Below are 21,556 nucleotides of genomic sequence, written 5' to 3'. Positions count from 1 at the left end.
AATGTTAAAAATTAAAGGGATTTTAATTCCTATGATTTTACATCTATATAATATCAATCTAATAAATGTCCTTTATATTTATTAGCGAATGCTGGTTTTTCGGCAAGCTTATTTTCGTGCCTGAAATTCAAATCTTATTAGCATTTCAAATTTTTTCTAAATTAGTACTTACAAGGAGCATGCATGAGCAATATTAAACTTGCGCATATCTACAAAGATTATATAGAAGGCCAACACGTGGTAAGAGACTTTAATCTTGAAATACAAGATGGAGAATTTATCGTACTTGTAGGCCCAAGTGGTTGCGGAAAATCCACAACCCTTAGAATGATAGCAGGCCTTGAAGATATAACTTCAGGACAGCTTTATTTTGAAGATAAATTGATGAATGATGTGCATCCAAAAGATCGAGACATAGCCATGGTTTTCCAAAACTATGCCCTATATCCGCATATGACAGTTGCAGAAAATATGGGATTTGGTCTAAAAATGCAAAATAAAAATCAAGATGAAATTGACAAAACAGTTAAAAGAACTGCAGAAATCATTGGTCTTACTGACTATCTAGATAGACTTCCAAAAGAATTATCTGGTGGTCAACGCCAAAGGGTTGCCCTTGGCCGTGCCATTTCTAGAAATCCAAAAGTTTTCTTAATGGATGAGCCACTTTCAAACCTTGATGCAAAACTTAGAGTCCAAACCAGATCAGAAATTTCTAACATCTCAAAGGAATTTGGCAACACAACAATCTATGTAACCCACGACCAAGTGGAAGCTATGACAATGGCTGATAGAATTGTTTTGATGCGTGATGGGGTTATCCAACAAGTATCTACACCAAAGGATATTTATTTGTATCCAAATAATATTTTCGTTGCAGGCTTTATGGGATCTCCAGCTATGAACTTTATCCCAGCAACCCTTACTGAAGAAGGGCTAAAGACTAGCCAGGGAATTATAAAACTAAATGACGCAATTCTTACTCAACTAGCCTTTAAAGGATATATGGATAGGGAAATAATTTTTGGTATCCGTCCAGAAAATATTGTCCTAGCCGGTGATTTATCAGAAGCAAATGAGCGCTATGTACCATTTACTACCAAGGTGCGTTTAGCAGAAATGCTTGGTTCTGAGACACTAATTCACTTTACTATTGATGAAAAAAATATTATTGCAAAAGTAAACACCCTAGATGAGTTTGCTAGAAATCAAGACTTAACCCTTGCCTTTGACCTAGAATTTGCAAATTTCTTTGATAAAGACTCTACAGATAGAATTGTCCTTGATAATGAGAAAAATTATCAAAATATTGTTAAGGAAGGAGGAAGTGCTAGTGGAAAATCAGACCAACAACTTGACAAATCAAATCAGTCAGACAGAACACATAGCCAAACACACAGTTTCCAAGCCTCCAAATAATGATGATAACGACAATGACCCATACTTTAAGCCGGTGAAAAAAACTTTGTGGCAAAGAATGGCAAGGTATAAAACTTTTTATCTAATGCTATTGCCTGCCTTACTTTTTTTCATAATATTTTCTTATTGGCCAATGACAGGAAATATCCTAGCCTTTAGAAAATTTTCGTTTAACTCTGGCATGTATGGCAAGGGCTGGGTAGGCCTGCAATATTTTAAGGATTTTTTCTCTGATAGGCAAACACCTATTTATATCAGAAACACCCTTATTATTTCAGCAATAAAATTGTTTATCTACCTACCTTTCCCAATAATTTTGGCTTTAATTTTTAATGAAATTGTAAATACCAAACACAGATCTTTTTTCCAATCAGTAAGCTACCTACCATACTTTATCTCTTGGGTAGTCGTAATTGGAATGTTAAACAAACTTTTTGCCCCAAATACAGGTTTAATTAATAACCTTTTAAGAAATATAGGGGCCAGTGATGGTTCCAGATTTTTTATGATGGAAAATAGTTTTTTCTATCCTGCAGTATTTGGATCTTATTTGTGGAAAAATGTTGGTTGGGACTCAATCATCTATTATGCAGCAATAATGGGGATTTCGCCATCGCTTTATGAAGCTGCAGCTATAGATGGAGCAAATAGATTAAAGCAAACCCGTCATGTAACCCTGCCTGGGATTTCAAAAACAATTATGATCTTATTTATCATTTCCCTAGGTGGGATATTATCAGCAGGATTTGACCAAGTTTACTTGATGCAAAATCCAGGAAACTACCAGGTTTCAGAAATAATTGATACCTATGTAGTAAAAACAGGGCTTGAAAAAGCTCGTTATGGTCCAGCAACAGCAGTTGGACTTGTTCAAGGACTCGTAGGACTTGGACTGACAGTTGCAGTTAACAAAGCAGCCGATAAATACGGCGAAAATTCTTTATGGTAAGAGGAGAGAATATGAATATCAAAAAAACTTTTAGCAAAGCGATGCTAATGGCAATGAGTTTAGTTGCCCTAACAGCTTGTGGAAACAATGATGCTAATACCACAACTGACAACAAGACAGAAACAACTCAAAGTGCAGAAAACAAAACAGAAGATGCTGACAAAAAAGATGCTAACACAGCAGAAGAAAACACAGACAAACCAGATACATGGATAGCAGATCGTGAAATCAGACTTTTAGTATTCGAATCAGCTGGAGATACTGGTGAAGGGACAATGAGCCCAGAAATCGCTCAATATATTAAAGACAAAACAGGTATCACACTAACAATCGAATCAGTATCAAATGAAGATTCTTACGAAGCTCTTGCAGCAGGACTTTCATCAGGTGACCTTCCAGATGCAGTTGCTTTTTACCTAGACAACTCAGGTAGACCAGAATTCCCATTACTATTAAAAGCAAGTAATGAAGGAATGTTCCATGATATTTCAGGTGCACTAAAAGAAAGCAATATTTACGGAAAATATTTTGAAGAAGGCTATCTTCCAACAGATACAAAAGATAATATCATGATGAGAGATGACCAAGATGGAGCAACATACCTAGTTCATATGTCAATTAATAGAAATCCTGCAGATCCAGGACGTAAATTATTTGGAAATATGTTTATCAGACGTGATATTGCTGAAGACCTTGGCGTAAAAACAGATGACATCAAAACAAGCGATGATTTAGAAGAATTACTTGGCAAAATTGCAGCAGGTGGCTATGAAGACAATAATGGCAATCCTGTAACACCACTTGGACCAACATCATGGGGTGGTTCTGAAAGACCAAGACCATATAGAGATTTAATGTGGCAAGGTGAAGGCGAACAAAAATTTGCCAAAGACGGAGATACAGTTAAACACGAATCTATGACAGATTACGGTGAAAAAAGAGTTGCAAAAGTACGTAAATGGTTAGAAGAAGGCCTAATGCACCCAGAATTCTACACAATGGAAGAAACACGTGCCCAAGAAGGTATCCAAAACAAATCATTTGCAATCGTATCAGATTCTCATAACTACAGACCAGAAATCGCAAATGGCGAATGGATGCCACTTGGAGATATAAAAAGAGTTGATGGATCTGATAACATGGTAAAACCATACAAATCTGGTTACACAGGTTGGGCAGTACCAGCAACAACAGAAAATCCAGAAGAAGTTGTTAAATTTGCTGATTGGATGGCTAGTGAAGAAGGAAAACTACTATACTTCTACGGTCTAGAAGGCAAACACTACGATATGGTAGATGGCAAACCAGTTCCTAAAAAAGAATTAGTTGAACTTCAAGATGAAAACCCAGATGAAGCTATCAAAGAAGGTTTCAGAGGAGTTAGAGCATTCTGGGGCGAACACTTTGCATACACAGACATGGACAACCTAGGAGACTTTGGTGAAGAATCTTGGGGAGATAGCGTAAGAGGAGACGAAGCTAGTGGAGCTCAAAAACTTCTTGAAGAATATAACTACGACAAAAAATTCGAAGACAAAGAAGTAATCGATGGTCTATATCCAAAAGCTTACCTATACGAATTTGAAGGAGAAGATGGAAATCTTACTCAAGCTCTAGAAGATTGGGATGAGGCAATCCTTAAAGCTTACTATGCTAAAAGTGAAGAAGAAGCAAATGCAATCCTAGAACAATCTCGTCAAAGACTTAAAGATGCTGACATCGAAGGTTTCTGTAAGTTCTTAGAAGAAAAAGAAAAAGATGGAGATACAATATTCTATTAATATTTTAAATTAAAAGCTTTCTCCGAGAATAAGCTAGAATTTCTCGGAGAATCTTTTATTTTAGGGAGGATTATGGACAGTTCAAAAAAAGCCATCCAAACAAGCAGATGGTCCCAAATTATTTTTTATATTATTTTGATACTTATGGCCCTTGCCATTATTTTGCCATTTTTACACATCCTAGCTCTTGCTTTTAACTCAGGAAAAGATGCAGCCAGAGGAGGCATAGCCTTTTTCCCTAGAGAATTTACTTTTGAAAACTTTAGAGAAGTTTTTAAGCAAGATAACCTTATAAATGGATTTTTCATTTCTATATTTAGAACTGTAGTTGGTACAGCCCTTGGTGTATTTTTAATGTCTATGGCTGCTTGGGCCCTTACAATACCAGATCTACCAGGTAGGGGCAAGATAACATTTTTTATATTTTTTACTATGCTATTTGGCGGTGGAACTATTCCATATTACTTAGTCCTAAGTCAATTAGGGCTGACAAATACTATATGGGTTTACATTATTCCAAGCCTTTATAGCGTTACAAATATTTTGCTACTTAGATCTGCCTTTTCTCAAGTACCAATGAGCCTTGTAGAAGCTGCAAGGATAGATGGAATGAAGGAATTTAGGATTTTTACCGATATGGTGCTTCCAATGAGTAAGCCAACCCTTGCTACAGTTACACTTTTTACAGCTGTTGGCCATTGGAATGACTGGTTTGCAGGAAGCTTCTATGTTAGAAATCAAAAACTAAAACCCCTTGCTACAATATTACAAGATATGCTCACCCGCCAACAAGGGCTTGCAGATATCCTTGCCAAAAATTCAGGAGCAGCCTACCAGCAGCTTGATAGGATTCAGGTAACTGGAGACTCTCTACAAATGGCAACCATTATTGTAGTTATACTACCAATTGTAATTTTATATCCATTTATACAAAAATATTTTGTCCAAGGTATCACCATAGGATCAGTAAAGGAATAATATGGAATTTAAAAATAATACATTTAAAATTGTACAATTTACCGACACTCACTTTGGAAACCTACCACATCATGAGGATGATATTAGGACTTTTAACTTAATTGATAAAATTCTAACTGATGAAAAGCCAGATTTGATAGTTCACACAGGTGACATCATGTGGTCTGATGGGGTAAAAAATTCTGATAAAGTTTTTCAAATTGTAATGGAATATTTTGACAAATATGACATTCCCCTTGCTATAACCTTTGGAAATCATGACAGTGAAGAGGGTATAACTCGAAGTGAACTTAGGGATATCTATGAAAAAACTATCAGCAAAAAGCCAGAAAAAAAAGATAGCTTTATTATAGATGATAAGGAAAATTATGTGATTACTTTATCAGGCAATGGAGAAGATATTGCATATTTATACTTTATTGATTCAGGTGCTGACGATAAGCTTGGCTTTGGAACCTATGAGTGGGTTTTACCAGAACAAGTGGAATGGTTTAGGCACACAGCTGATAAAAATAAAAAAAATGATGGCATAAAACGCGGTATAATTTTCCAACACATTCCAATCCCAGAATACTGGCAAAGTAAGGAAAATATTTTATACGGTGTCCAAGAAGAAACTAACGAAGCTATTTCAGCCCCAAAAATCAATACTGGACTATTTGCAAATATGCTACTAAATGGAGAAATTTGGGGCATGCTTGTAGGTCATGACCACGAAAATAACTTTGATAGTGAGCTTTTTGGCATCCACTTAGCCTTTGCAAATTCATCTGGCTACCAAGCCTATGGAGATGTAGCAAAAGGGGCTACAGTTATTGAAATTACAAAAGATCCTTTTGAAATAAAAACTAGAAACATACAGATTGATGCAGATAAATAGAAAACTTTTTACCAAAGAATATCAAAATTTATTTTGGCCGCTTTTAGTAGAGCAAATTTTCCTAACCCTTATAGGCAACTTTAATGTATTTTTATTCTCTTTATTTAACGACCAAATGGTAGCATCAATTGGGATTTCTGACCAATTGCTCAATATTTTTGCAATGATAACCAATATTGTAGTCCTTGGAGCAAGCATTTTAATTATCCAAAATGCAGAAAAATCAAGGCTTGCCTATGTAAAATCAATCCTTAAAGAATCTGTGATTTTAAATGTAATTATCGCCATTTTGATTGTAATAGCCGTATTTTTATTCAATAAAGACCTCTTGATGCTTATGCAAACACCCAGGGAACTTTTGAACGAAACTTCTATATATATAAGGATAGTCTCGGTTTCAATCATATTCTTGGCCATGACATCCCTCATGCTTGGTACCCTGCGTGCCTTTGGTTTTGTAAAAATAGCGGTAAAAGTTTCGGTGATTAATACAGTCTTAGTAATTTTAGGTAACTCATTAATAGTTATCTTTAATCTAGGGGGCATAACATACATTGCCATAGCTACCCTTGTTTCAAGACTTTTGGGTATGCTTTTGACATTTTTTACCCTAAAAAGCAAAATCCCAGAATTATTTGATTTTAAGGAAGGATTTAGGAAAATTCCCCTAAAAAAAGAAATTTTGACCCTTGGCATCCCATCAGCTATGGAGCAGATTTCCTATAATTTTAGCCAGACAATAATAACTGCAATCATAGCATCCTTGGGAACTATTGCAGTAAGTTCTAAAATCTACACCCAAACCATAACTTCATTTATATTTTCAATTGGGGTTGCGGCTGGGGTTGCTGGAAATCTAGTGATTGGTAATTATTACAGAAACAAGGATTTTGAAAAAATAAAAAATTTTGGAGTAACAAATGCAAATAGGATAAGTCTGATTGCAGGAGGAGTAAACCTAATTTTAGCCCTTTTGGGCAGAATTTTGGTAGGGATTTTTACAAAAGATCCAGAAATCACAGAAATAGTGACACAATTACTATTTTTCCAAATTCTGCTTGATCCAATGCGTGTGTCAAATGAAATTTTGGTAAATTCATTAAACGTACTAAAAGATGTAAAATTCCCAGTAATAGTTGGAATTGTAACAACATATGTTTTGGTAATACCACTTTCATATCTTTTTGTAAGCAAGTTTGGCATGGGACTTAGGGCGGTTTGGATAATATTTATCCTAGATGAGGCCCTAAGAAGATTATTATTTACCCTAAGATTTAAGTCGGGTAAGTGGATGAAGATTAACGAGGTAGACAATGGATAGGAAATTTAGAAATATAATAAGCAAGGCCTTTGAAAAGATATATTATTATCTGTCATATTCGCTGATATATATTGTTTCTCTGGTAATGGGCCTAGGATTTTTAACCTTTGCCGGGGCAAATGTTATGCTCTTTGACCTTCATGAGAAAATTGACCATGAAAGGCATAAGGAAAAAATAAAAATCTTTAAGTTTTTTAAGGAAAATATTATAAATTATTCACTAAAATACTTGAAAATCAGTATCTTATATATGACTTTAATTTTAATATTGGCAGTAGATATATTTTATTTCTCAACATCCATCAGTCCATTATTTACTGCTATGTTTTACTTAAACATAATTATGACTTTTGTCCTTGTAAATGCAATGGCAATAAGCTTTTACCTTATGGCAAAATATCCAGAGATGAAATTTAAAGAAATTTCAAAAAATGCCATATCATTGACAATAGTACACATGGTAGATATTTTAGTTTTAAATGTATTTATAATAGTAATAGCCTACCTACTTTCAAAGATTTCCGGTATTTTACTTATCCTTATATTACCTGGGATTGCAATTAATCTATCCTACAGATTTTACCAAAAAATTCTAGCAAAAAAATCTATTACCTATTTGTTGTTTAATTTGAATTAACTTAACTTATAGCCTTAAAAAAGTACCAAGAAAAATCTTGGTGTTTTACATATCAATTAATCTAAGGACGAGTAATGAATAATAGAAATAATATAACAAGTGGGAATATTAACAAATCTCTTCTAAAACTATCATTACCTCTAATTACTACAGCATTTATCCAAGTAGCCTATAATTTTATAGATATGCTTTATTTAGGGAGGATAGGTACAGAGGCTGTTGCAGGAGCTGGTATAGCTTTTTTGTATTCTGGTTTGCAATCTCACTTTCTATCATTCCAAAAGTAGGTATGGGAGTATTTGCATCAAGAGCATACGGATCAAATAATCAAAAAGAGACTATCAAAGTTATACATAATGGCTTAGTTCTTGCAGCTATTATAGGGCTGTTTTATACACTATTAATTTTTATGTTTGGTGATATTTTTATAGATATCTTTAAATTAAGTAGTAAAGCAAATGGATTTGCGAAGGATTATTTATTTTTTAGTGGATTTGGCATTATCTTATTTATTATAAACCCTGTAATTTCCCAAGCATTCATTGCAATAGGAGATCCCCTAATTCCATTTACCTATAATACAATAGGTGCAATTATAAATATCATTCTGGATCCAATTATAATATTTGGATTAGGATCTTTTAAAGGGTTAGGAGTAAAAGGAGCAGCTTTAGCTACTGGTATTGGTCAATTGCTTGTTTTTCTGGGACTTCTTATTATTATTTTAAAAAGAGATGGATTAATAAAAAAAGCATTTGTAAAAAGTGACTATGAATACCGATGGATTAGGGATATTTTTATGCTGGGATTGCCTGCAGGAGTTCTAAGTGGTTTTCAATATATTGTAACGATTATCCTTAATGGATATACATCAAGGTTTGGAGATATAGCGGTAGCAGTATCCTCAATAGGCCATCAAATAGAATCAATAACCTGGAATACAACCGATGCCATTCAGGTGGCTATACAGTCTTTAATAAGTCAAAACTATGGCTTGGGAAATAAGAAGAGGATAAAAGATGCAGTAAGCGCTAGTCTTAGACTAACTATATTTATAGGAATAGTAAGCGGAGCTATTCTTATATTATTTAGAGAAAGCTTAATGAGATTATTTATACCAAGCGATACTGAAGCTATTAATCTTGGAGTGAAATACTTAGTAATAGCCTCGGTAAGTCAAGTATTTTTTTCGGCAGAGTCTGGGTCTACAGGTGTATTTAATGGATTAATGGATTCCAAGACACCTTCTATAGTTGGCTTAGTGTTTAATTTCTTAAAGATTCCACTTTCTCTTATACTTATGAAGAACTTAGGGGTAGAGGGGATATGGATTTCTATAACCATTACTACAATGATAAAGGGATTACTGGATGTTATTTTGATAAAAAGCAAATGCAAAATCTTGCTAAAAAATAATAGCAAACATTTTCATAAATCTTAAAATATTAAAAAAATTTTGCAAAAGAAAACTTTTCTTAATAAAAAATTTACTTGCAGTTAATTTTAATCTTACATGTTTAAATTAATATCTTTATTGAGACTAAACTAAGGAGGGGAAATTGGAAAAAATTGTTTTAGAAAATATATCTAAAAAATATGACAATGCTGATCGATTTTCTGTCAAAGACTTTAATATTAAGATTAAAGAAAATGAATTTATAGTTTTTGTTGGTCCATCTGGATGTGGTAAATCCACAACCCTTAGAATGATAGCTGGACTAGAAGATATAACTGAAGGAAATCTTTATATAAACGGTAAAAGAATGAATGATGTTGCCCCAAAAGATAGGGGAATAGCAATGGTTTTTCAAAACTATTCTTTATATCCACACCTTAATGTTTATGAGAACATAGGTTTTGGATTAAAGATTAGAAAAGTTCCTAAAGACCAGATGGACAATAAAATTAGACAGGCAGCTAAAATCCTAGATTTAACAAGCCAACTAGAAAAAAAACCATCAGAACTTTCAGGTGGTCAAAGACAAAGGGTGGCTCTTGGTAGGGCAATTGTTAAAGAATCAGACATAATGCTTATGGATGAACCTCTTTCAAACCTTGATGCAAAGCTTAGAGTAAGCATGAGAAAAGAAATCGTAGAACTTCAACAAAAACTAGGTTCTACGGTAATCTATGTAACTCATGACCAAACAGAAGCTATGACTATGGCTACAAGAATAGTTTGTATGAATAATGGAGTAATCCAACAAATCGGAACTCCAAAAGAGTTATATGAAAACCCAACAAATTTGTTTGTCGCTGGATTCTTAGGGTCTCCAAACATGAACTTTATAGAAGGAAGAATAGAGGGTGGACAATTCTTTAATAAACATAACCATTTAATTGCTAAAGGTTTAAAAATACCAAACCAAGATCACGTAACCTGTGGTATCAGACCTGAAAATATGGAAATTATGCCTATAGGTTATGGTATGGAATTTGATGTAAAATTCGTTGAGTTACTCGGATCTGACTATCATGTACATGGAAATATGGACGGAGATTCAATGACATTAAGAATACCGGCAAAAGATATCGATGATATTAGCACCGGAGTAATATACATTGATGCAAAAAATGAGTACTTACAATTTTTTGGAAAAGATGGAAATAGAATTTATGGAGATGATATTTTAAATAAAGAAGTAAGTTCAATAGTAAAAAACAAGTCTAATATAAGTTCATCTAAATCTGACAAAATTGTAGTAGAAAGTAGATAATTATGGCTGAAAGAACAATATCATTCCCAGCCAAAATATATAAAAGAGATAAGATGAGGCCATATGAATTTATATTATTTGTAATCCTACCTCTTATTCCACTGGCTGTCTTTTGGTTTATACCAATGATAGCAACCTTCGTATATTCATTTACTAATTGGGATTATATCTCTCCGACCTATGATGTAGTCGGACTTAAGAATTACCAAGATCTTCTAACTTCTAGCGATTTTTATGGTGCATTAAAAAATACTTTTGTATTTGGTATCGGAACAGTAATACCTATTTTAATACTTGGCTTTATATTTGCTTTACTAATCACATCAAATCCAAAGGCTAAAAGTATATTCCAAAGTTTACTCTTCTCACCTTGGATAACGCCAATGGTTGCCATGAGTATAGTTTGGAGCTGGATGTTTAGACCAGAGATAGGAATTATAAATAGAGTGCTTAGTGTTTTTGGTATAAATGGTCCAGCTTGGCTCCAAGATCCAAAATACGCTATGACAGCAATAATCATAGTAACTATCTGGAAACAAGCAGGTTGGGCTATGCTATTTTATACAGATAGTATGAGCAAAATTCCTGAAGGGATTTTTGAGGTAGGTGACCTTGAAGGGGCTAATATATGGCAAAGAATTAGATACATCTATCTACCATATACAAAGTCTACAACTATGGTTCTTCTTATTATGAACCTCATTAACTCGATTCAAGCATTTGACCAAATATCAGTTTTAACTAGTGGTGGTCCCGCTGGATCTACTAGAACACTTTTGTATCTGTTCTATCAAAAAGCATTTGAGTCATTTAATATGGGCGAGGCAACATCGGTAGCAATTATTATAGTAATTATTACAGCTCTTTTAGCTGTTGTTCTACTAAGAGTTCAAAGGAGGTTTAACGATTAATGAGAGAAAGTAAAAGTAGTAAAATCATAAAATATATTTTGCTTATCTTATTTAGTATTTTAACTTTCTTCCCGCTTTTATGGATGATTGTAAACTCCTTTAAACTAAGTGAAAATATATTGAAAAATCCACTATATTTAGCTCCCGACTTCTTAGATTTTAGAAATTTTAAAGGAGCTATGGAGTTAGCACCATTTAATCTATATATTTTTAATAGTATATGGACATCTCTTGCAATAGTATTTTTGCAAGTTCTTCTAAGTCTTATGATGGGATTTGCTCTTTCTAGATTTGAGTTTAAGGGCAAAAAAACCTTATTTAGAGCAATATTTTTAACATATATGCTTCCATCTGCAGCAACATATGTACCTAGCTATGTAATTCTTGCTAATATGGGACTTATAGATACAAAAATGGGAATTATTATTTCCAATATAGCGTCTGTATTTGCTATATATATGTTTTATAACACTTTTAAATCAGTACCAAATGAAATGATAGAGGCAGCAGAAATTGATGGAGCAACCAACACTCAAATCTTATTTAGAGTCTTAGTTCCTGTTTCTAAGTCTACTATTATTACTACATCATTAGTACAATTTGTAGCTATGTACAATAACTACATGTGGCCATCACTTATAACTCATAGTAAAGAAAATTACTTGATTAGTGTTGGCTTAAGTCAATTTTTCTCAGGGCAAGGTAACTTTTCGGCAAACTTACCTAAGCTAATGGCGGCAAACACAATTTCAGTATTACCACTTTTAGTATTATTTATAGTATTACAAAAATGGTTTATAAAAGGAATAAGCGACAGCGGAGTGAAAGGATAAAAAATGAAATCAATCGCAAAATCATTATTAGGAATTGCAGCATCATTGATGCTATTTACATCATGCTCTAGCCCAGTAAAAAACACACAAACCAAAACAAGTTCTGAAACATCAACAACTCAAACATCTACAGATGGTCCTGTAGAAATCCAATATTGGTATGGATTAGGATCTGTAGCTGGAGAAACAATGGAATCTATTATAAAAGATTTTAACGAATCTCAAGATGAAGTTAAAGTTACGGGTGTACAACAATCAAGCTATGATGAAACTTACCAAAAGGTGCAAGCGGCTATAGCTGCTAATCAACCACCAGCAGTATTCATTTCTGGTAATTATAGTTCTATTGCTTCAAAAGGCATTTTTGCAGATATTGAACCATACCTAGATGAAACATTTGACAAAGATGATTACCTAGATGTATTTATGGATCCAGCTTATGTAGATGGAAAACTTTATGGTCTTCCAGCATATGGTACTACACAAGTAATTTATTATAGAAAAGATAAGTTAGAAGAAGCAGGTATAGATCCAAAAGAAGCTTTCAGTTCTTGGGAAAAAGTATATGAAACAAGCAAGAAACTAGTAGATGATGGAGTTACAACATATGGTCACCTTCCAATGTGGGGTCCAGATAACCTAACTGATATTGCACTATCAAATGGTGGGAAAATTCTATCAGATGATGGAACAGAAGTACTAATTGATTCACCAGAATGGGTAGAAGCTTGGAATTTCATAAGAGAACAAGTATATGATAATAAACTTGCTAAAATTGAATCTGGTGGAGAAGGATGGGAATATTGGTATAGAACAATAGATAGCGTGATGAATGGTCAAGCTATGAGTTATACAGGTTCATCAGGAGACAAGGGTAACCTTGACTTTAGTATAATTGATTCAATACCACAACCAGGTCTTAATGGAAATCCCGCAAAACCTCAAGCTGGTGCACTTTATCTAGTAATTCCTGAAAAAGCAGGTGAAGATGAAAAGAAAGCTGCGGCAAAATGGATTCAATATTTTACAAGTCCTGAAGTTTCAGCAAAATGGTCAAAAGCCATAGGATATATTCCAGTGAGAAAATCCGCTAATGAAGTGAAAGAATACAAAACTTTTATAGAAGAAAACCCATATGCAGGAGTTCCATTTGAACAAGCTCAAACAGCATCACCATCTTTTGTAGACCCAACAGGTGGTCAAATTACTGATGAACTTACAAAAGCTGCAGATAAGCTAGAACTTCAAAATGTAGATGCAAGTGAAGCATTATCAGAAGCTAAGGAAAACGCTCAAGCAGCTCTTGATAAATATTTAAGTGAGAAAAAGTAGCATGGAAAAATTTAGCATGGTGTTAGAACCTGGCTATCATAATTTAGATTTAGATATATTTAATATAGATTCTAATATTAAGGTTGGTGTTGAAGGAAAAGAGTTTTTTATGACTCTTTTTCTTTTTCAAAATGATAGACAGATTTGTCAAATAACATGTAATAAAAGTACAAGTAGGATTATTAGTGATGAAAAATCTATAACTTCTCCAGCATGCGAAGATATAGAATCTGATGGAAGTATTTCACTAGAGTATGAACTTTATGTATTTAATAATCAGACAATAGTAGAGATTTCTATTGACTCGGCAGATATCGATGAGATTACTCACTATCAAAACGAAATAGATATTTATAAAGATAGGGTTTTATGTGATGATGAAAAATGGTATGCAGGAGACTTTCACACTCACACATTTTACTCAGATGGAAAACTAAGCCGTGAAGAAAATTTAATAGTTGCAAATATGCGAGATTTAGATTTTTTCACACCAACTGAACATAATGTATTCCATAAAACATGGCCAGAGTCAAATTTACTAATTATTCCAGGTATGGAATTTACAAGCACTCTAGGCCACTTTAATATAATATTTTCTGAAATTTCATCTCTAAAAAAAGGTGACCTTGGAGAATTTCAGACAGAAGAAGACTTTACAAAGCTATTGAAAAGCTATGCAGATAAAGGAATAGTAAGTCTTAATCATCCATTTCTTGCTCCATGGGAATTAAAAATGGGAGACTTTGATTTAAATAATATCATAACAATGGAAATTATTAATGATCCAACATACGAAGATAACCACAAGGCTAACGAGATGAGTTTAAAAGCATGGTCTATTATGCTAAATGATGGTTACAAAGTTGTTGGTATTGGTGGTTCAGATTCTCATAATATTCCACAAGAAACCTATAAAAATAGTTTGTTTCCATCACTTATAGGAGATCCTAAAACTTGGATTTACTCTAAGTCTCTTTCTAAGAAAGATTTAAGACAAGCATTACTATATGGAAAAGTATCTGTTAGCCGTGAAGATGTAATCGAACTACAACAAGATGGCAATAAGTTCTACGCAGAAGTTTATAGAAAAACTTACCACAAGTCTAAGCTTAAAATTCAATGGATAGTAGATGGTAAAATTGTAAGAGAAATACCATCAAATACAGATTATTTTGAGTACAATCCAGGAGAAGAGTATTCGTGGATTAGGGTTGACGTAAGAACAGAAGAAGATTTACTATATGGATTTACTAATCCAATAATTTTTAATAAAGAGATGAAAAAAAACCACGAATTATCAACCTGGAATGACCTACTGGATAAAATGAATGATTAAAGCAATTATATTTGATAAAGACGGAACACTTTTAGAATTTTCAGATATCTGGTATAAAGGAACAATAAAACTATTAGAGAGCCTAAATTTAAAAGAATCAGACTATAATAAATTAAAGTTTGAGATAGGAATAGATAAGGACTCAAAAATACGAGAAAATAGTATCCTAGCCTCTGGAACTATAAAAGATTTAGCAGATTGCATAGATAAATATAGTCATATACCTGTATTAGAAAAGGACATAGAAGATATTTTTATTGAGACTATAAAAGAAAATCCGGAAAAAGTTAAACAGACTTGTGATTTAAGAACTTTATTTACTTACTTAATAGATAATAAGATTAAAATAATAGTATCTACAAGTGACAACCTAAAAGTAGCGGAAAAGATGTTTGATATACTAGGAATTATAACTCAAATAGACTATTTAATATCAGCAGATTGCTTTCCTGCAAAACCAAATCCATCATCAATAGAATTTATTAAAGATAAATTTAAACTTGAAAATGAACAAATACTTATGGTAGGGGATAGCAGAGTCGATATGGAATATGGAATCTTAGTAAAAGCTTCAGTCGGTGTGCTATGTGGTACAGGAAGTGAAGAGATGCTAAGCCAGTATGCTGATATAATAGTAGAAAATCCATTAGAACTTATAGACATTTTATATAAATTTGATTAGAGCAAGGAAGAATCCTTGCTTTTCTATTTCAAATCTTCAGCCTTAACCTCATAAATACCATCAACAGCATAATCAGCAATTGCTTTTATTTCATCCCATTCTTTCTCATTCCAAGGGAAATCCTTGATTCCACAAGTTATTACTCCGGCTGTTTTTGCAGCTTCTAGGGCATATGCGGCATCGTCAAAGAGGATTAGATTTTTTGTAGCTACATCTAGGGCTTTTGCTGCATTTTGCCAAAATTCTACTTGATTTTTCTTTAGATTTGTTAAATCTGGTGTAAAAAATTCTGTGAAGCAATCATATATTCCAAGTCTTTTTAGGGCTACTTTAACAAGGGATGAGCTATTTGATGATGCCACAGCCATTTCATAGCCTTTTTCATGGAGAGCTTTTATAGTTTGTACTGCACCTTCTTTTTCCGGAATAGAATATCTATATCCATCTTCCAGTATTTCATCAAAGTAGTTGGTGACTTCTTCTTCGCTCATGCCTGTTACAAAGTTTTCCCAAATATATTTTACACAATCTTCGTATGACAGGGATTCAATTTGAATTCTATCGTTTTCACTCATAGTATCAAAGCTTTTGCCAGATTTTTCTATCAAATCTTTCATACTTTTTAGCCAAAGCCCCATAGAATCAATCAGGGTACCGTCACAGTCAAATAATAATTTCATATTTTCTCACTTTCTTTTCCTTGTAATTCTATCATACCCGATTAAAATAGATTATTTTGTAAAACGTTTATATAAAGGCTTGTAAGAGTTTTTACTAATCACTATAATGATTATAGGAGGGATAGTGATGACAGATTATAGAAAAGAACGCGATTCTCTAGGTGAAATTGAAGTAGCTTCTGATGCCTTATACGGAGCAAACTCATTAAGGGCTAAAAACAATTTTAATATTACATCCACATCTATGGATAAAGAGATGATTAATGCTATTGTTGAGGTCAAGAAAGCATGCGCTATTGAAAATGAAAAAATAGGACTTTTGACTAAAATTCAAAAAGATGCCATAGTTGCAGCCTGCAACCAAATTTCAGCTGGCCAACACAGGGACAATTTTATAGTTGACCCAATCCAAGGTGGGGCAGGAACAAGCTTTAATATGAATGCCAATGAGGTTATTGCTAACGTTGCTAACACAGCTATGGGCGGGGGTCTTGGAACATATGAACATGTTCACCCAAATGACCATGTAAATTTGGGTCAATCCACCAATGATGTCATTCCAACTTCTGGTAAAATTGCCCTTATTCGATACTATAATGAACTAATTGATGAGACAATTTTATTTATTAGATCAATAGAAAAAAAGGCAGAAGAGTTTAAAGATGTCTACAAAATGGGTCGTACCCAGCTGCAAGATGCTATTCCAATAAGCCTTGGCCAAGAATTTAGGGCCTATGCTAGGGTGATTTCAAGAGATCTTGATAGGTTTAAACTGGCAGTTGAGTCTTTAAGCCATGTAAATCTTGGTGGTACAGCCATAGGGACAGGACTTAATGCTGATCCAACTTATGTTGAAGAGATAGTTGATGTACTAAGCGATGTTACTGATTTACAATTAAAACAAAACGAAGACTTGATAGATGGAACTCAAAACTTGGATGGATTTTTGTATGTTTCAGGCATACTAAAAACTTTTGCAGCTAGCCTTTCAAAAATTTCAAACGACCTTAGACTTATGAGCTCAGGTCCACAAACTGGGATTTTTGATATAAAACTACCTGCCAAACAAGCTGGATCATCCATTATGCCAGGTAAGGTAAATCCTGTAATTCCAGAGGTGGTAAACCAAGTTGCATTTTTGGTAATTGGTAATGATCTGACAGTAACAATGGCGGTTGAAGCAGGTCAGCTAGAGCTAAATGCCTTTGAGCCAATAATTTTCCACAAGCTTTTTGAATCCTTAAAAACTTTAAGGGGAGCAGTCTATACTCTAAGAGTAAATTGCATTGATAATATTGTAGCAAACAGAGAAGAATTAAGCGAAGAAGTTGAAAAAAGTGTAGGACTTGTGACAGCCCTCGCCCCACATATTGGCTATGAAAAATCATCGAAAATTGCCAAAAAAGCACTAAAAACTGGAGAAAGCATCCGTGATATAGTCCTAGATGAAAATTTATTAACAGAAGCAGAAGTGGATAAAATACTCGACTTTAAAAAGATGATAGAACCTGGCATCCTTGATGAGGAAGATTTATTTTAAGAGGTGAAAATGAAAAAAAGAATTGAAAAAGACTCCTTAGGGGAGATTGAAGTCCCAGCTCATGCCCTTTGGGGAGCCCAAACTCAAAGGTCTATGGAAAATTTCCCAAAAGAAACTGAAACCATGCCAAAATCCTTATTAATGGCCCTAGTAAATGTCAAAAAGGCAGCTGCAAAGGTAAATAATGATGAGGGCAAACTCTCTGATGATAAAAAAGATTTGATTAATTATGCATGCAACCAAATTTTGCTTGGTAATTACAATGACCAATTTCCACTAAGCATCTGGCAAACAGGATCTGGTACTCAGACAAATATGAATGCCAATGAAGTAATTGCAAACCTTGCAAACAAAAAAGCTGGAGAGAAAGTCATTCATCCAAATGATCATGTAAATATGAGCCAATCATCAAATGATGTTTTTCCAACAGCCATGCACGTGGCAAGTTTTTTAAATCTTAAAGATAATTTATTTCCAGAAATTGAAGGGATTATTGAAAGTTTATACAAAAAAGAAAATGAATTTGATCTTATAAAAACTGGACGTACCCACTTGCAAGATGCAACCCCAATTAGACTTTCCCAAGAAATTTCTGCATGGAGAGTGATGGTTGAGCGTGATTATGAAATATTAAAAACCACTAGTCAATCTCTAAGAAAGCTTGCAATTGGCGGGACTGCAGTTGGCACTGGCTTAAATGCATCTGATACTTTTGGGGCAAATGTAGCTAAGGAATTATCAGCACTTTTGGATACAGAATTTATTTCAGATACCAACAAATTTTACCAATTATCCAGCAAATCAGCCTTAGTAGCCAGTCATGGAGCTATAAAAACTTTGGCAAGTGATTTGTATAAAATTGCAAATGACATTAGGTTTTTATCCTGTGGGCCTAGGTCTGGGATAAATGAATTAAATATTCCAGCCAACGAACCAGGATCATCCATCATGCCAGGCAAGGTAAATCCAACCCAAGTTGAATCTCTAACAATGGTTGCTATCCAAATAATGGCCAATGACTTTGCAATAACAATGGCGAATTCCCAAGGCCAATTACAATTAAATGCCTATATGCCACTAATCATCTACAACATGGACCAATCCATAAATTTATTAGCCAAATCATTAAAATGTTTTAGGGAAAATCTTATAGAAGGTCTAAAACCAAATAAAGAAAATATAGAAAAAAATCTAGAAAATTCTCTAATGCTTGTTACAGCCTTATCGCCAAAAATTGGTTATGATAAGGCAAGTGAACTTGCAAAATATGCCTTTGATAAGGGACTAACTTTAAAAGAGGCCAATGGGGAATTAGGGTTTTTAGATGAGGAAGAATTTGATAAATTGATTGATCCTTCAAAGATGGTTTAAAGATAATTTTATATTAATTTCAAATAAGAAAGGATACCGAATTACCGGTATCCTTTATATTTTCTCTATCCTAATAAATTATCAGCATCTATTTCCCAAATACCATTTAGATATAGGGTCGCGTTTTCTTTTATATCTTCCCACTCATTTTCGTTGTAAGGGAAGTCTTTTACTCCACAAGTCTTGATACCTACAGCATTTGCAGCTTTTATTGCGTAAATGGCATCATCGTAGAGGATTACATCATTTGCATCTACTCCAAATTGATCGATGGCATATTGCCAATATTCTTTTTCAGATTTTTTGGAATCTGCAAGGTCTGGAGTTGTTAAAAAGCTAAAGTACTGGTCGATATTTAGTCTTTCAAAGGCTAGTTTTAAATAAATTGAGTCAGTTGATGAAGCTATTGCCATCTCATATCCTTTTTCATGGAGTTCTTGTAATTTTTTAAGGGCTCCATCTTTTGGCATCAAAGAATTTTTGTATCCGTCATTGATGATTTCATCAAAATATTCACGGACATCTTCCTTGCTCATATCTTCTGCTAGTTCATCAGCTATAAATTCACACATGCCATCTAATGGTAGGGCCTCGATTTTACCTTTTTCTTCCTTAGAAAGAGTGTCTAATCTAAAACCGTATTTTTCAAATATTTCGTTGATTGGGTCTACCCAAATGTGCATAGAATCAAGGATTGTACCGTCGCAATCAAATAATAATTTCATTTTTTCTCCTTTATTTTACAAATATTGGGGAAGTAGTCACTAGTCTTATATTTTCTGTATCTTTCAGATCCCCAAGGACTTCAAATCTTAGATACCCCTTTTTAGGATTTATAATAAAATCAATATTTTCTCCATAGCAAATGTCTTTTTCGAAAATTTTTTCATTGTTATTATAAATTACAAATTTTTTAGGATTTAAATTTATATAGGCAGTATTTTTAAATTCACCTTCTGTGATAGTAACTTTTCCAGCAAATTCACCTTCATTTGTTTGTCCACCTAATTCAATATTTTCAAATTCATAGACAAATATTGGACCGTAACTTAGGTAAGTATTTGCATTTCTAATGGCAGCTAGGATATTTTTTTCATTAATTTCGCCACTTATGCCGAGCATATTAATAGGTACACTATCATCATCTTTAGATTTGACATGCCAGTCACGGCCGCCTAGGGCAGCTAATTTGTAGCCATCATTTAAAAGTTTTTTCCAAAACTTATATGCTAGATTAGTAGATTTGCTATCTTCAGAGTTTTCTCCATTTATAAGTTCCAAATAGGAGAATTTAGAGTAATCATCTATATTAAATTCAAAGTGACAGCCAGTACAAATAGGGTTTCCCATGTCAAAGGGGTGGTTTATGGAAAATACTGCATCAGGATGTTCGCTACGGATTTGATCGATACAATCTTCAATATTTGTTAGTGTAGCCTTAGTATAATTTCCTGCATCATGAGAGCCCAAAATTAGCAAGTGGCCAAAAAAAGTTGTCCATTCAATGCCATGAAAAACTGGCAAAATGTCTTTATCAAAATTTTTTTCAAATATTTCATCCACGCCAGCGTCAGTGTTGTGGTCAGTTAAAAACATGGCCTTGTAACCAAAATCTTTGGCATTTCTAACCACTTCTTCTGGGGTTAAGTGACCATCAGAATGGTGGCTGTGGGAGTGGAGCAAAACTGGAATATATTTTAAATTACTCATTTATAGCCTCCAATGAAATTTTGGCATCTACATCACTATTGCAAGAGTGCATGGATAGGACAAATTCGTAGGAACCTGAATTTATTTCAAATTTTTTGTAACCACGGGAAGAAAATTCTGGGCTGATTACAACTTCTTGGTCGTTTGCCTTATTGTGGTAGGCGCCAACAAATTTACCTTCATAAAATAAGCTGGTAGTTAGGAAATTTTCAATGTTTGCACCAAGAGTTCCTGTGCGGTCTTCATCACTATAAATCTCATCAGATAAGTATTTTTCTACTGCTTCTTCTAAAACTTCTATATTTTCTCCATAAGGAACATGGGTTGGAGAATAGGATAATTTTATGACTAATCTGTCATAACTTTCATCAAGTTTAAAGGGAAATCGCCTGTGGGTCAGGCTATCTTTTTTATTTAATTTTAAATTTTCATCTATAATTTGCATTTTTATTCCTTTTCTATTTATAAATACCAGAAAT

Annotated in this window: 18 protein-coding genes and 2 pseudogenes; 16 read left to right on the top strand and 4 right to left on the bottom strand. The window is 33.6% G+C overall.

From position 1 onward, the window contains the following. Window positions 1-183: 183 nt before the first annotated feature. The 14 genes and pseudogenes from OC526_RS07480 to OC526_RS07415 form a co-directional block, all read left to right on the top strand. Window positions 184-1,266 (top strand): annotated as a pseudogene (locus OC526_RS07480) (ABC transporter ATP-binding protein); the annotation flags it as partial. A gap of 67 nt (window positions 1,267-1,333) precedes the next feature. Continuing rightward, a complete protein-coding gene (locus OC526_RS07475; protein ID WP_262123214.1) occupies window positions 1,334-2,368 on the top strand; it encodes an ABC transporter permease in 1,035 nt (344 codons plus the stop codon). An 11-nt stretch (window positions 2,369-2,379) separates the two neighbouring features. Next, window positions 2,380-4,149, top strand: coding sequence for an extracellular solute-binding protein (locus OC526_RS07470; RefSeq protein WP_262123212.1), 1,770 nt, complete (start codon window positions 2,380-2,382; stop codon window positions 4,147-4,149). 72 nt (window positions 4,150-4,221) lie between these two features. Continuing rightward, a complete protein-coding gene (locus OC526_RS07465) occupies window positions 4,222-5,127 on the top strand; it encodes a carbohydrate ABC transporter permease (protein WP_262123210.1) in 906 nt (301 codons plus the stop codon). A 1-nt stretch (window position 5,128) separates the two neighbouring features. Next, window positions 5,129-6,007, top strand: a complete 879-nt coding sequence (locus OC526_RS07460; RefSeq protein ID WP_262123208.1) for a metallophosphoesterase family protein — start codon at window positions 5,129-5,131, stop codon at window positions 6,005-6,007. Further along, window positions 5,994-7,328 (top strand): MATE family efflux transporter, encoded by a 1,335-nt coding sequence (locus OC526_RS07455; RefSeq protein WP_262123207.1) that lies wholly within the window; start codon window positions 5,994-5,996, stop codon window positions 7,326-7,328. The genes OC526_RS07460 and OC526_RS07455 overlap by 14 nt, the downstream gene beginning before the upstream one ends. Next, entirely contained in the window at window positions 7,321-7,965 is a 645-nt protein-coding gene (locus OC526_RS07450; protein ID WP_262123206.1) for a hypothetical protein, read from the top strand. The genes OC526_RS07455 and OC526_RS07450 overlap by 8 nt, the downstream gene beginning before the upstream one ends. A gap of 74 nt (window positions 7,966-8,039) precedes the next feature. Then, a pseudogene (locus OC526_RS07445) lies at window positions 8,040-9,406 on the top strand (MATE family efflux transporter). Between the two features lie 118 nt (window positions 9,407-9,524). After that, a complete protein-coding gene (locus OC526_RS07440; protein WP_262123204.1) occupies window positions 9,525-10,682 on the top strand; it encodes an ABC transporter ATP-binding protein in 1,158 nt (385 codons plus the stop codon). Window positions 10,683-10,684: 2 nt separating this feature from the next. After that, on the top strand, window positions 10,685-11,593 hold the full coding sequence (locus OC526_RS07435; RefSeq protein WP_262123202.1) for a carbohydrate ABC transporter permease: 909 nt from the start codon (window positions 10,685-10,687) through the stop codon (window positions 11,591-11,593). Beyond that, window positions 11,593-12,426 (top strand): carbohydrate ABC transporter permease, encoded by an 834-nt coding sequence (locus OC526_RS07430; RefSeq protein ID WP_262123200.1) that lies wholly within the window; start codon window positions 11,593-11,595, stop codon window positions 12,424-12,426. Before OC526_RS07435 ends, OC526_RS07430 begins: the two co-directional genes overlap by 1 nt. Window positions 12,427-12,429: 3 nt before the next feature. Then, window positions 12,430-13,758: an ABC transporter substrate-binding protein gene (locus OC526_RS07425; protein ID WP_262123199.1), complete on the top strand. Its 1,329-nt coding sequence runs from the start codon at window positions 12,430-12,432 to the stop codon at window positions 13,756-13,758. 1 nt (window position 13,759) lies between these two features. Beyond that, window positions 13,760-15,094, top strand: a complete 1,335-nt coding sequence (locus tag OC526_RS07420; RefSeq protein ID WP_262123198.1) for a CehA/McbA family metallohydrolase — start codon at window positions 13,760-13,762, stop codon at window positions 15,092-15,094. Beyond that, a complete protein-coding gene (locus OC526_RS07415; RefSeq protein WP_262123197.1) occupies window positions 15,087-15,776 on the top strand; it encodes an HAD family hydrolase in 690 nt (229 codons plus the stop codon). Before OC526_RS07420 ends, OC526_RS07415 begins: the two co-directional genes overlap by 8 nt. 23 nt (window positions 15,777-15,799) lie before the next feature. Here the strand turns inward: OC526_RS07415 and OC526_RS07410 are convergent, their stop codons facing one another. Then, window positions 15,800-16,456, bottom strand: coding sequence for an HAD family hydrolase (locus OC526_RS07410; RefSeq protein WP_262123195.1), 657 nt, complete (start codon window positions 16,454-16,456; stop codon window positions 15,800-15,802). 127 nt (window positions 16,457-16,583) lie between these two features. On the opposite strand from OC526_RS07410, the gene OC526_RS07405 reads away from it, so the two are divergent. Both OC526_RS07405 and OC526_RS07400 read left to right on the top strand, forming a co-directional pair. Then, window positions 16,584-17,996 carry an aspartate ammonia-lyase gene (locus tag OC526_RS07405; RefSeq protein ID WP_262123194.1) on the top strand — a complete coding sequence of 471 codons (1,413 nt, stop codon included), beginning with the start codon at window positions 16,584-16,586 and terminating at the stop codon, window positions 17,994-17,996. A 9-nt stretch (window positions 17,997-18,005) separates the two neighbouring features. Continuing rightward, window positions 18,006-19,367 carry a class II fumarate hydratase gene (locus OC526_RS07400; RefSeq protein ID WP_262123192.1) on the top strand — a complete coding sequence of 454 codons (1,362 nt, stop codon included), beginning with the start codon at window positions 18,006-18,008 and terminating at the stop codon, window positions 19,365-19,367. A gap of 65 nt (window positions 19,368-19,432) precedes the next feature. Here OC526_RS07400 and OC526_RS07395 read toward each other — a convergent pair whose 3' ends face one another. From OC526_RS07395 to OC526_RS07385, 3 genes are read right to left on the bottom strand one after another with little or no spacing between them, the layout of a single operon-like run. Next, window positions 19,433-20,092 carry an HAD family hydrolase gene (locus OC526_RS07395; RefSeq protein ID WP_262123191.1) on the bottom strand — a complete coding sequence of 220 codons (660 nt, stop codon included), beginning with the start codon at window positions 20,090-20,092 and terminating at the stop codon, window positions 19,433-19,435. 10 nt (window positions 20,093-20,102) lie between these two features. After that, window positions 20,103-21,077, bottom strand: a complete 975-nt coding sequence (locus OC526_RS07390) for a CehA/McbA family metallohydrolase (protein WP_262123189.1) — start codon at window positions 21,075-21,077, stop codon at window positions 20,103-20,105. Continuing rightward, entirely contained in the window at window positions 21,070-21,522 is a 453-nt protein-coding gene (locus OC526_RS07385; RefSeq protein ID WP_262123188.1) for a hypothetical protein, read from the bottom strand. The genes OC526_RS07390 and OC526_RS07385 overlap by 8 nt, the downstream gene beginning before the upstream one ends. Between the last annotated feature and the right edge of the window lie 34 nt (window positions 21,523-21,556).

The organism is Anaerococcus sp. Marseille-Q5996, assembly GCF_946893725.1.
Taxonomy (GTDB): domain Bacteria; phylum Bacillota; class Clostridia; order Tissierellales; family Peptoniphilaceae; genus Anaerococcus; species Anaerococcus martiniensis.
The sequence above is the reverse complement of the archived record's forward strand: the minus strand, read 5'-3'. Positions and strand labels throughout refer to the sequence as shown.